The following is an 11,403-nucleotide window of genomic DNA, read 5'->3' as shown; positions in this document are numbered from 1 at the left end:
TAAGGAGTTTTGATTATGACCGTACGTATCCTGGCTGTATGTGGCAATGGGCAAGGCAGCTCCATGATTATGAAGATGAAAGTGGACCAGTTTTTAACCCAGTCAAATATCGACCACACGGTGAACAGCTGTGCGGTAGGTGAATACAAAAGTGAACTGAGCGGCGCGGACATCATCATCGCCTCCACCCATATCGCCGGCGAGATCAGCGTGTCCGGCAATAAATATGTGGTGGGCGTGCGCAACATGCTGTCGCCCGCAGATTTTGGGCCAAAGCTGCTGGAAGTGATCAAAGAGCATTTCCCACAAGACGTGAAGTAAGGACGCCATATGAAACTTCGTGATTCGCTGGCGGACAACCACTCCATCCTTTTACAGGCCGAGGCCAGCAGCTGGCAGGAAGCGGTAAAGCTGAGCGTGGATCTGCTGGTTAAGGCTGACGTTGTCGAGCCGCGTTACTACCAGGCCATTCTTGACGGCGTTGCGCAGCATGGCCCCTATTTCGTGATCGCGCCGGGGCTGGCGATGCCGCACGGCCGCCCGGAGGAGGGGGTGAAAAAAACCGGGTTTGCGCTGGTGACGCTGAAAACGCCGCTGGTGTTTAACCACGAGGATAACGACCCGGTCGACATCCTCATCACCATGGCGGCGGTTGATGCCAATACCCACCAGGAGGTGGGCATTATGCAGATCGTCAATCTGTTTGATGATGAAGCCAATTTTGACCGTTTACGCGCCTGCCGCACCGAGCAGGAAGTGCTGGATTTAATTGATAACGCCACTGCGGCGGCAGTGTAAGGGAGAGTTGAAATGTCATTACCAATGTTGCAGGTCGCGCTGGATAACCAGACGCTGTCTCACGCTTACGAAACCACCCGTCTGATTGCCGAAGAGGTCGACATCATCGAAGTGGGCACTATCCTGTGCGTGGGCGAAGGCGTACGCGCGGTGCGCGACCTGAAAGCGCTGTATCCGCACAAAATCGTGCTGGCGGACGCCAAAATCGCCGATGCGGGCAAGATCCTTTCCCGTATGTGTTTTGAAGCCAACGCCGACTGGGTCACGGTCATCTGCTGTGCCGATATCAACACCGCCAAAGGCGCGCTGGACGTGGCGAAAGAGTTTAACGGCGACGTGCAGATCGAACTGACCGGCTTCTGGACCTGGGAGCAGGCGCAGGAGTGGCGCGATGCCGGCATTCAGCAGGTGGTATATCACCGCAGCCGCGACGCGCAGGCCGCAGGCGTCGCCTGGGGCGAGGCGGATATAAGTGCTATCAAGCGTCTGGCGGATATGGGCTTTAAGGTCACCGTCACCGGCGGGCTGGCGCTGGAGGACCTGCCGCTGTTCAAAGGCATTCCGATTCACGTCTTCATCGCGGGCCGCAGCATTCGCGACGCGGCCTCTCCGGTTGAAGCGGCGCGTCAGTTCAAGCGCTCCATCGCCCAGCTCTGGGGTTAAGGAGCGGTTATGCTGTCAAAACAGTTCCCGCTCGGCATCTACGAAAAAGCGCTCCCCGCCGGGGAGTGCTGGCTGGAGCGCCTGCGGCTGGCGCAATCGCTGGGCTTTGACTTCGTTGAGATGTCTGTTGATGAAACCGACGAGCGCCTCTCGCGTCTCGACTGGGATACCGAACAGCGGCTTTCGCTGGTCAGGGCGATGGCGGAAACCGGGGTGCGCGTCTCGTCCATGTGCCTTTCCGCCCACCGCCGCTTCCCGTTGGGCAGCGAAGATGACGCCGTGCGCGCTCAGGGGCTGGCTATCATGCGCAAAGCTATCCAGTTTGCCCAGGATACCGGTATTCGCGTTATCCAGCTTGCCGGCTACGACGTTTACTATCAGCAGGCCAATGACGAAACGCGCCGCCGTTTTCGCGACGGACTGAAGGCGAGCGTCAACATGGCCAGCCGCGCGCAGGTGACGCTGGCGATGGAGATCATGGACTACCCGTTAATGAACTCGATCAGCAAAGCGTTGGGCTACGCGCATTACCTGAATAACCCCTGGTTTCAGCTCTACCCGGATATCGGCAACCTGTCGGCCTGGGACAACGACGTGCAGATGGAGCTGCAGGCGGGCATCGGGCATATCGTGGCGGTGCATGTGAAGGACACTCGTCCGGGCGTCTTTAAAAACGTACCGTTCGGCGCCGGGGTGGTGGATTTTGAGCAGTGCTTCCGCACCCTTAAACAGAGCGGCTATTGCGGGCCTTATCTGATTGAGATGTGGAGCGAAACGGCGGACGACCCGGCGCAGGAAGTCGCCAACGCGCGCGACTGGGTGCTTGCCCGGATGGCAAAAGCGGGCTTAGTGGAGGCGGCATAATGCGTGAGCTTAAACAGCAGGTGTTTGAAGCCAATATGGATTTACCGCGCTACGGGCTGGTGACCTTCACCTGGGGCAACGTCAGCGCTGTCGATCGCGCGCGCGGGCTGGTGGTCATCAAGCCCAGCGGCGTGGCGTATGACGCCATGCAGGCGGAAGACATGGTGGTGGTGGATCTGGAAGGTCGGGTGGTGGACGGGAAGTGGCGTCCCTCCTCGGATACCGCTACGCATCTGGCGCTTTACCGGCGTTATCCGACGCTCGGCGGAGTGGTGCATACCCACTCCACGCACGCTACCGCGTGGGCGCAGGCGGGTCTGGCGATTCCGGCGCTCGGCACGACGCATGCGGACTACTTCTTTGGCGATATCCCCTGTACGCGGGCGCTGAGCGAAGCGGAGGTGCAGGGCGAGTACGAGCTCAATACCGGTAAGGTCATCATTGAAACGCTGGGCGACCGTGAGCCGCTGCACACGCCGGGAATCGTGGTATATCAGCACGGGCCGTTCGCCTGGGGGAAAGATGCCCATGACGCGGTGCATAATGCCGTCGTTATGGAGGAAGTCGCGCGCATGGCGTGGATCGCCCGCGGGATTAACCCACAGCTTCATGCTATCGACAGCTATTTGATGCATAAGCACTTCATGCGTAAGCACGGGCCTGACGCCTACTACGGGCAAAAATGATAAGCGCTCCGGAGCCGCGTTCATCGTGGGGATGTACCGGTCCGGCTCCGGAGCCTTACTTTTCTTGCGGGCGAAAAAAAGCCCCCATGAAGGGGGCAAAATATAATGATGGTAATGTTTTAATGGGTGTTTCCTGGTGCTAGCGGTAAACGTCAGCGCTGGCGTGGATAACGCCGTTACTGCCGGGTTCGTGTATCAATATTGGGTGATAGAATCTGGCGCCTCGGGCGTCGCTCTCTTCACTCAGGGCCTGAATGGCTTCGCTTTCAGTGGCGATGTTATGATTGATGTAAATAACGCCTAAGCTACGCACATCGTCCATGTTTTGGGCCTGACGACCGTCTATTTTGATGGCTGCCATCGCGTTTGCACTAAGCAAAATCGCGGCCATTACGGCAATTGCGATGTTTTTCATGATGATCACTCCACTACAGCCTGCTACGTTGAGGGGGCTCCTTCTGTGGTCAGATAAGGTCTGATTTAAGTGTAATCGCTCCTGTCCTGGCGATTCGCGACCATTTCTGATGCAGTTGTTCAAAAAAATCGCGATTCCCTTGTTAATTAATTTTAAGTCAGCGATTTCATACGGCTTTGCGCTTTGTGCGAATTTTTTGCGCAATGGCCTTGAGTTTCCTGGGGGGCGCAAGTAGAATGACGCGTCAATTTTTCAGCCGCCTTTTAACCACGTTCCTTGCCTCCCCGGGCCGCGGCTGACCCAGACAGGAGGCTGAATAATCCGTAAGGAGCAATTCGATGCGTCATTACGAAATCGTTTTTATGGTCCATCCTGACCAGAGCGAACAGGTTCCGGGTATGATCGAGCGCTACACTGGTGCAATCACTGCAGCAGAAGGCAAGATCCACCGTCTGGAAGACTGGGGCCGCCGTCAGCTGGCTTACCCGATCAACAAACTGCACAAAGCGCACTACGTTCTGCTGAACGTTGAAGCTTCGCAGGAAGTTATCGATGAGCTGGAAACTAACTTCCGCTTCAACGATGCCGTTATCCGTAGCATGGTAATGCGTACTAAGCACGCTGTTACCGAAGCATCTCCGATGGTTAAAGCGAAAGACGAGCGCCGTGAGCGTCGCGATGATTTCGCAAACGAAACCGCAGATGATGCTGATGCTGGGGATTCTGAAGAGTAATCCTTGATGGCCAACCGTCTGGCGTTATCCGGCACCGTGTGCAGGATGCCCCTTCGAAAGGTCAGCCCATCAGGAATTCCTCACTGCCAGTTCGTGCTTGAGCACCGTTCGATGCAGGAGGAAGCCGGTTTTCACCGGCAGGCGTGGTGCCAAATGCCCGTCATAATCAGCGGACATGAGAACCAGGCCATTACTCACAGTATAACGGTCGGCTCGCAGGTTACCGTTCATGGCTTTATCAGCTGCCACAAGGCGCGAAATGGCCTGAGCAAAATGGTACTGCATGCCGAGCAGATTGAATTGATAGATTCTGGAGACTAGCCAAATGGCACGTTATTTCCGTCGTCGCAAGTTCTGCCGTTTCACCGCGGAAGGCGTTGTTGAGATTGATTACAAAGATATCGCAACGTTGAAAAACTACATTACCGAAAGCGGTAAAATTGTCCCGAGCCGTATCACCGGTACTCGTGCAAAATACCAGCGTCAGCTGGCTCGCTGCATCAAGCGCGCTCGCTACCTGTCCCTGCTGCCGTATACCGATCGTCATCAGTAATCGGCCGCTGTCTATTAACGACTTTAAGAGGATAAGGTAATGCAAGTTATTCTGCTTGATAAAGTAGCAAACCTGGGCAGCCTGGGTGATCAGGTTAACGTTAAAGCGGGCTACGCTCGTAACTTCCTGGTTCCGCAGGGCAAAGCTGTTCCGGCAACCAAGAAAAACGTTGAATATTTCGAAGCACGTCGCGCTGAACTGGAAGCCAAACTGGCTGACGTTCTGGCCGCTGCTAACGCTCGCGCTGAGTCAATCAACGCACTGGGCACCGTTACCATCGCGTCCAAATCTGGCGACGAAGGTAAACTGTTCGGTTCCATCGGTACTCGCGACATCGCTGATGCAGTTACTGCTGCTGGCGTTGCTGTTGCCAAGAGCGAAGTTCGCCTGCCGAACGGCGTTCTGCGTACCACCGGTGAGCACGAAGTGGACTTCCAGGTTCACAGCGAAGTATTCGCGAAACTGGTTGTAAACGTTGTTGCTGAGTAAGTAATTACTCGTCATCACGTCGAAGCGCCGGCCCTGTGCCGGCGTTTTGCTTTTCAGCGCTGCTCTTCCCCGGCTTTTCTTCTGGTATGGTAGATATTCGCCGTCCATTTCCGGATAATGAAATAAAACATGATTTTATTTTCTGGTGAACACAATGGAGATGGTGACCTCAGCGCCGCTTTTTACCCGCAGGAAAGTCGTCTATGCGGGGGCTACGCTGTGCTGCCTGCTGTGGGGCAGTTCGTATCCGGCCATTAAAAATGGCTATGAGCTCTTCCATATCGCAACTGACGATATTGCCTCAAAGATCATTTTTGCCGGCTACCGCTTTCTGTTTGCCGGGCTTCTGCTGCTGTTTTTTGCGCTCGCGCAGCGTAAACCCATTGCGCGGTTAAACCGCCATCAGTTTGGCCAGCTGGCGCTGCTGGGCTTCACCCAGACGACAATCCAGTACATCTTTTTCTATATCGGTCTTGCCTTTACCACCGGCGTGAAGGGATCGATCATGAACGCCACCGGCACCTTCTTCAGCGTGCTGCTGGCGCACTTTATCTATCAGAATGACCGGTTGAGCTACAACAAAACGCTGGGCTGTATTCTCGGCTTTACCGGCGTCATGCTGGTGAACTTCAACCATTCGTTGATGGATTTCTCCTTTGTCTGGCTGGGGGATGGGTTTGTGGTGCTGGCGGCGTTTATTCTCTCTGCCGCGACCCTGTACGGTAAGCGTATTTCCCAGACCGTCGACCCGACGGTGATGACCGGCTGGCAGCTGGGTATCGGCGGAGCGGTGCTGGTGGCGGGCGGCTACCTCAGCGGTGGGACCCTTGCGTTTGACAGCATGACGGCGGTGGCGGTGCTGGGCTATCTGACCCTGCTGTCGTCGGTGGCGTTCGCCCTCTGGAGCACGCTGCTCAAATACAACCGCGTCAGCATGATTGCGCCGTTTAACTTTGTGATCCCGGTGGCCGGTACCGTGCTCTCCAGCATCTTTCTTGGGGAGAACATTCTCGAATGGAAGTACGTCATCGCGCTGGTGCTGGTGTGTTCGGGGATCTGGTGGGTCAATAAGTCGGGGCAAAAGGCCCGCTGAGGCGAACAACCCCGGCAGCGCTTGCGGCCGGGGCGAGGGTTATCGCGCGCGGATAAAGCTGCCGTCGGTCTGGCGGGTGAACAGCACCTGCTGACCGTTTCCGGCGTCAATCGTCAGTCCGGTGACGACGCCATTGGCGTTCTGGCGAATCTGCACCATCTGTCCCGCCTGCAGGTTGCTGAGCGGCTTGCCCGCACCTTCTACCTGCGACATCGAATAGACGTCGGTCGGCGGCAGGTTGTGGTCGCGAAACAGCTGCGCCAGCGTTTTGCCCGGCTCAACGCGATACGAACGCCACTGCTGCCCTATGCCGGGCGCCGACTGCTGGCGCTGCGGCTGCTGAGCCACCGGCTGGCTTTGCTCCTGATCGGCGGGCTGCTCATCCTGCAGCGGCTCTGGCGCGACAGGGGCGACCTGATCGGGATCGTTAACCGGCGGGGTGGAGGCGTGAGGCGGCAGCGGGACGGCCTGCGGCGCCGAAGATTGCAGCTGAGACTGGGACTGCAGATCGAGCTGCGCGTCGCGGCCGATCGGCGGTGCGGAGCTGTTATCCGCAGCGGGAAGCAGGAAGCCGAGAATCACCAGTACGGCGCCGGCAATGATACCGCGGCGGTGCATCGGCGGCAGCGGGTCCATGATGCGAAAATTGTCCGGTGCGTGCCAGATTTTCACCAGGGTAGGTTTTAGTTCAAAGCGCCCGGGCATGGCTCTCCTCCTGCTCCGCGTCTCGTTCCTCAGTCATAGAGTATAGATGTCTAACGCTATGATGTTCGTCATAATACCCGCTTTCGTGACGTCAGTGCAGGTTATTCCTATTGTTTCTGTTTCCCTGCGATTTGTCATCCTCCCTGCGACAAAGTTTTACCCGACGCGGTCGGACTGCTATGCTGCCCGCTGATTTACATCCGATGAAAGGAAAGAGCATGGCAACCCCGACTTTTGACACCATTGAAGCTCAGGCCAGTTACGGTATCGGCCTCCAGGTAGGACAACAACTCAGCGAATCCGGTCTGGAAGGCCTGCTGCCAGAAGCACTGGTTGCCGGTATTGCCGACGCGCTGGCAGGCAAACAGCCGCAGGTGCCGGTTGACGTCGTACACCGCGCGCTGCGCGAGATCCACGAACGCGCTGATGCGGTACGTCGCGAACGTTTCCAGGCGATGGCCGCGGACGGCGTGAAGTACCTCGAAGAAAACCGTGAGAAAGAGGGTGTCAACAGCACGGAGTCCGGTCTGCAGTTCCGCGTTATCACTCAGGGCGACGGCGCTATCCCGGCCCGTACCGACCATGTCCGCGTACACTACACCGGTAAGCTGATTGACGGCACCGTGTTCGACAGCTCCGTTGCGCGCGGCGAACCGGCTGAATTCCCGGTTAACGGCGTTATCCCGGGCTGGATCGAAGCGCTGACCCTGATGCCGGTTGGTTCCAAATGGGAGCTGACCATTCCGCATAGCCTCGCCTACGGCGAGCGCGGCGCTGGCGCGTCCATCCCGCCGTTCAGCACGCTGGTTTTCGACGTTGAGCTGCTCGAAATTCTGTAATTTGGCTGATTCCTCTCCCGGAGACGGGAGAGGATGAAAAAAAACAGCGTAAAACCCTTACTTTTTACAACAATTGCTATTTTATCTTGCAAAAGTGCGCGGTCAGTGTATTTTTGTGAACTGATTCGCGTTATCAGAGTGATATAACACTCACTTTAAACAATAAATTAACATTATATTCATTTCATAGTATTCATCCCGCCGATTCTTACCTAATATCGATGCATCCTTGTACAAGGATCATGACAAAAAGGCCGTAGAGCCTGCACAACACAACGCAACAGGAACAACAGGAAGAAATCACATGGTAGATCAGGTCAAAGTCGCTGCCGCAGAAGAGGTAACGACCGAACATTCGCTACGGCGAAACCTCACTAACCGCCATATTCAGCTTATTGCCATTGGGGGCGCGATCGGTACCGGGCTGTTTATGGGCTCGGGCAAAACCATCAGCCTTGCCGGGCCGTCGATCATTTTCGTCTATATGATCATCGGCTTTATGCTCTTTTTCGTGATGCGCGCAATGGGCGAATTGCTGCTCTCAAACCTCGAATATAAGTCATTTAGCGACTTCGCCTCCGATCTGTTAGGCCCGTGGGCGGGCTATTTTACCGGCTGGACCTACTGGTTCTGCTGGGTGGTGACCGGCATGGCCGACGTGGTCGCCATTACCGCCTATGCGCAGTTCTGGTTCCCCGGCCTGTCCGACTGGGTCGCCTCGCTGACGGTGGTCGTTCTGCTGCTGAGCCTGAACCTCGCCACCGTGAAAATGTTTGGTGAGATGGAGTTCTGGTTTGCGATGATCAAAATCGTCGCCATCGTTGGCCTGATCGTCGTCGGCCTGGTGATGGTGCTGATGCACTTTAAATCGCCAACCGGCGTTGAAGCCTCGTTCACCCATCTGTGGAACGACGGCGGCTGGTTCCCGAAAGGCCTCAGCGGCTTCTTTGCCGGCTTCCAGATAGCGGTCTTCGCCTTTGTGGGCATTGAGCTGGTCGGCACCACGGCGGCGGAAACCAAAGATCCGGAGAAGTCGCTGCCGCGCGCTATCAACTCGATCCCGATTCGTATCATCATGTTCTACGTTTTCGCGCTGATCGTGATTATGTCCGTAACGCCGTGGAACTCGGTCGTACCGACGAAGAGCCCGTTCGTTGAGCTGTTCGTTCTGGTCGGCCTGCCGGCGGCCGCCAGCCTGATTAACTTCGTGGTGCTGACGTCGGCGGCCTCTTCGGCCAACAGCGGCGTGTTCTCCACCAGCCGTATGCTGTTCGGTCTGGCGCAGGAAGGCGTAGCGCCGAGGGCGTTCGCGAAGCTGTCTAAGCGCGCGGTACCGGCGAAAGGGCTGACCTTCTCCTGTATCTGCCTGCTCGGCGGCGTGGTGATGCTCTACGTGAACCCGAGCGTTATCGGCGCGTTCACCATGATCACCACCGTATCGGCAATCCTGTTCATGTTCGTCTGGACGATTATTCTGTGCTCCTACCTGGCGTATCGCAAAAACCGTCCGCACCTGCATGAGAAATCCGTCTATAAGATGCCGTGGGGCAAGCTGATGTGCTGGGTCTGCATGGCGTTCTTTGTGTTCGTGCTGGTGCTGCTGACGCTGGAGGACGATACCCGCCAGGCGCTGATCGTTACGCCGCTGTGGTTCGTCGCGTTGGGGCTGGGCTGGCTGTTTATCGGTAAGAAACGCATGGCCGGTATGCGCTAACCGGCTTGCCGGATGGCGCTGCGCTTATCCGGCCTACGGACTGTAGGCCCGGTAAGCGTAGCGCCACCGGGCGTTCGTTATTCCCCGGCTAATGCACGCGGGAACAGAACGTTGTTCTCCAGGCTGATGTGTTCCATCAGGTCGTCAATCAGCTCGTTAATGCCGTTATACATCGCTTTCCAGGTGGTACAGGCCTCCGGCGGCGGCGTTACGCCGTTAGTGATGTGCTTAATGACCTCCAGCAGCTCGCCCGCCTCGTCATGCTCGCTTTCCATCACGCTGATAGGCCCCATGGCCTGGCTGCCCATCCCCTGCTTGATCATTGGAAAGAGGATCTGCTCTTCTTTCATCATGTGGCTGGAGAGCTCCTGGTTCAGCATCGTCAGATACTTGGTCAGCCCTTTCGGCACGTTCGGTTTATCCGCGTGAACGCGTTCGACCTTCGTTGCCTGCAGCACGAGCTCCGGCAGCTGCTCGCGGTGGCGGTCATGGTAGCGCACCACGATGTGGTCGATAATTTCCGCCAGCGGCGTTGTGCGCCACTCTTTCTCTACCGGCTGCTCAGCAAGCTGCGCTAGCTCAGCTTCAATCACCGCGACGTCCAGCTCTTTACGCGCCGCCGCGCGCTCCAGCGTCTGCTTACCGCCGCAGCAGTAGTCCATATCGTATTTACGAAACAGCGCAGAGGCGCGGGGGATAGAGAGCGCCAGTTCGCCCAGGGGTTGATCACGGTAGGCCATCGCAGTTACCTCATCAGTAAGAATATAAGATGCATTTTAAATGCATCTTTAAGGTAAAGGAATACCCCTTTCGGATATCAGGCGTTTTATTTTGCCGTATCGCGCTCCAGCGCCTGCAGGCGAGTCGGCTGCGGTTTGGCGCGAACCGCCATGACGACGCCCGCGACCAGCAGCGCAATCCCGCTGAGGGTCAGCAGCGGCGGCAGGTTCTGGCGCAGCAGGAAGGTGTAAAGCAGCCCCGCCAGCGTTTCGAAAACGATAAGCGGACCGACAATGACCGTCGGCAGGCGCTGGCTGGCGATGTTCCAGCACAGCGTGCCGACCCATGAGCAGCACACGGCGATCGTGAGCATCAGCGTGATAAACACCTCAGGGCGCGGGCCGAAGGGCAAAGGAAATACGACGTCGCGGGCGCCGATCCACAGGCAGGCGGCGATATAGCCGAGCAGAGAAACCGGTAGCGTCACCAGCGCCTGGGCGGTCGCCCATACCATTGGATGTTTGTCCGGGTTTTCCCGCAGCCAGCGCGCATTGCGCAGCGCATACCAGGCCCAGCAGGCCACCGAAACCAGCGCCAGCCCGATGCCGCTGCCGTAGCGCCACCCGCTGAATCCCGGCAGCCCGTGACGCAGTTCGGCGATATTGACGCACAGCAGTCCAGCCGCGATACATGCCAGCGCGGGCGCCATGCGCGACCACGGCAGCTTGCCGTCGCGCTGGCTGTAGAGCAGGTTGGCGAAAACGGGGATCACCACCGGCAGCGTGCCGATGATCATCGTCGATACCGGCGCTCCCGACCGCTGGATAGCGCTGGCGAGGCACACGTAGTAGATAAGGTTGCCCGCCAGGGTCAGCGACAGCGCCGTGCGCCAGTCGCGTCCGCGCAGCTGTTTAAGGCGCGCGCGGCCAAACCATGCCAGCGGCAGCGCAATCAGACCCAGCGCCAGGTAGCGCCCCATCGACTGCAATACGGCCGGGTATTCCGGCACGATCAGCGGCCCGACAAAAATTAACCCCCACATCAACCCCGCCATCAGGGCATACAGCACGCCGCTCATCATTTTCCGCCCCTCGTTGTTAAACGGACGCAGTGTAGAAAGCGGGTCCACG

Annotated in this window: 16 protein-coding genes; 12 read left to right on the top strand and 4 right to left on the bottom strand. The window is 57.5% G+C overall.

The genetic code is table 11. The features are described from left to right. Positions 1 to 15: 15 nt before the first annotated feature. From ulaB to ENTCL_RS19790, 5 genes are read left to right on the top strand one after another with little or no spacing between them, the layout of a single operon-like run. Entirely contained in the window at positions 16 to 321 is a 306-nt protein-coding gene (gene ulaB / locus ENTCL_RS19810) for a PTS ascorbate transporter subunit IIB (RefSeq protein ID WP_013367925.1), read from the top strand. 9 nt (positions 322 to 330) lie between these two features. Continuing rightward, positions 331 to 798, top strand: a complete 468-nt coding sequence (ulaC, locus tag ENTCL_RS19805) for a PTS ascorbate transporter subunit IIA (RefSeq protein ID WP_013367924.1) — start codon at positions 331 to 333, stop codon at positions 796 to 798. Between the two features lie 12 nt (positions 799 to 810). Then, on the top strand, positions 811 to 1,461 hold the full coding sequence (gene ulaD, locus ENTCL_RS19800; protein ID WP_008502901.1) for a 3-keto-L-gulonate-6-phosphate decarboxylase UlaD: 651 nt from the start codon (positions 811 to 813) through the stop codon (positions 1,459 to 1,461). A 9-nt stretch (positions 1,462 to 1,470) separates the two neighbouring features. Then, on the top strand, positions 1,471 to 2,325 hold the full coding sequence (locus ENTCL_RS19795; protein WP_013367923.1) for an L-ribulose-5-phosphate 3-epimerase: 855 nt from the start codon (positions 1,471 to 1,473) through the stop codon (positions 2,323 to 2,325). Further along, on the top strand, positions 2,325 to 3,011 hold the full coding sequence (locus ENTCL_RS19790) for an L-ribulose-5-phosphate 4-epimerase (protein ID WP_013367922.1): 687 nt from the start codon (positions 2,325 to 2,327) through the stop codon (positions 3,009 to 3,011). Before ENTCL_RS19795 ends, ENTCL_RS19790 begins: the two co-directional genes overlap by 1 nt. Before the next feature lie 139 nt (positions 3,012 to 3,150). Here ENTCL_RS19790 and yjfY read toward each other — a convergent pair whose 3' ends face one another. Then, positions 3,151 to 3,402: a DUF1471 family protein YjfY gene (yjfY, locus tag ENTCL_RS19785; RefSeq protein WP_418112720.1), complete on the bottom strand. Its 252-nt coding sequence runs from the start codon at positions 3,400 to 3,402 to the stop codon at positions 3,151 to 3,153. Positions 3,403 to 3,764: 362 nt separating this feature from the next. Here yjfY and rpsF point away from each other — a divergent pair, with 362 nt between their 5' ends. The 5 genes from rpsF (at position 3,765) to ENTCL_RS19760 (ending at position 6,295) form a co-directional block, all read left to right on the top strand. Continuing rightward, the gene (gene rpsF / locus ENTCL_RS19780; protein ID WP_013367920.1) at positions 3,765 to 4,160 is read left to right on the top strand and encodes a 30S ribosomal protein S6; all 396 of its coding nucleotides are present in this window, start codon (positions 3,765 to 3,767) and stop codon (positions 4,158 to 4,160) included. A gap of 6 nt (positions 4,161 to 4,166) precedes the next feature. Further along, positions 4,167 to 4,481, top strand: coding sequence for a primosomal replication protein N (gene priB, locus ENTCL_RS19775; RefSeq protein ID WP_013367919.1), 315 nt, complete (start codon positions 4,167 to 4,169; stop codon positions 4,479 to 4,481). Between the two features lie 4 nt (positions 4,482 to 4,485). Then, positions 4,486 to 4,713 (top strand): 30S ribosomal protein S18, encoded by a 228-nt coding sequence (gene rpsR / locus ENTCL_RS19770; protein WP_002210155.1) that lies wholly within the window; start codon positions 4,486 to 4,488, stop codon positions 4,711 to 4,713. Positions 4,714 to 4,752: 39 nt separating this feature from the next. Beyond that, positions 4,753 to 5,202 (top strand): 50S ribosomal protein L9, encoded by a 450-nt coding sequence (rplI, locus tag ENTCL_RS19765; RefSeq protein ID WP_013367918.1) that lies wholly within the window; start codon positions 4,753 to 4,755, stop codon positions 5,200 to 5,202. Between the two features lie 154 nt (positions 5,203 to 5,356). Next, the gene (locus tag ENTCL_RS19760; RefSeq protein ID WP_013367917.1) at positions 5,357 to 6,295 is read left to right on the top strand and encodes a DMT family transporter; all 939 of its coding nucleotides are present in this window, start codon (positions 5,357 to 5,359) and stop codon (positions 6,293 to 6,295) included. A gap of 39 nt (positions 6,296 to 6,334) precedes the next feature. On the opposite strand, the gene ENTCL_RS19755 is transcribed toward ENTCL_RS19760, so the two are convergent. Beyond that, on the bottom strand, positions 6,335 to 7,000 hold the full coding sequence (locus tag ENTCL_RS19755) for a LysM-like peptidoglycan-binding domain-containing protein (RefSeq protein ID WP_013367916.1): 666 nt from the start codon (positions 6,998 to 7,000) through the stop codon (positions 6,335 to 6,337). 218 nt (positions 7,001 to 7,218) lie between these two features. Between ENTCL_RS19755 and fklB the strand changes: the two genes are divergently transcribed. Both fklB and cycA read left to right on the top strand, forming a co-directional pair. Further along, complete coding sequence (fklB, locus tag ENTCL_RS19750; RefSeq protein WP_013367915.1) at positions 7,219 to 7,839, top strand: BamJ family beta-barrel-assembly machinery protein; 621 nt, start codon at positions 7,219 to 7,221, stop codon at positions 7,837 to 7,839. Positions 7,840 to 8,143: 304 nt separating this feature from the next. Then, a complete protein-coding gene (gene cycA / locus ENTCL_RS19745; protein ID WP_013367914.1) occupies positions 8,144 to 9,553 on the top strand; it encodes a D-serine/D-alanine/glycine transporter in 1,410 nt (469 codons plus the stop codon). Between the two features lie 77 nt (positions 9,554 to 9,630). Here cycA and ytfE read toward each other — a convergent pair whose 3' ends face one another. Together ytfE and ENTCL_RS19735 are read right to left on the bottom strand one after the other, a co-directional pair. Continuing rightward, a complete protein-coding gene (ytfE, locus tag ENTCL_RS19740; protein ID WP_013367913.1) occupies positions 9,631 to 10,293 on the bottom strand; it encodes an iron-sulfur cluster repair protein YtfE in 663 nt (220 codons plus the stop codon). Between the two features lie 86 nt (positions 10,294 to 10,379). Next, entirely contained in the window at positions 10,380 to 11,354 is a 975-nt protein-coding gene (locus ENTCL_RS19735; RefSeq protein WP_013367912.1) for a DMT family transporter, read from the bottom strand. Positions 11,355 to 11,403 lie beyond the last annotated feature (49 nt).

This window comes from [Enterobacter] lignolyticus SCF1, assembly GCF_000164865.1.
Taxonomy (GTDB): Bacteria; Pseudomonadota; Gammaproteobacteria; order Enterobacterales; family Enterobacteriaceae; genus Enterobacter_B; species Enterobacter_B lignolyticus.
The sequence above is the reverse complement of the archived record's forward strand: the minus strand, read 5'-3'. Positions and strand labels throughout refer to the sequence as shown.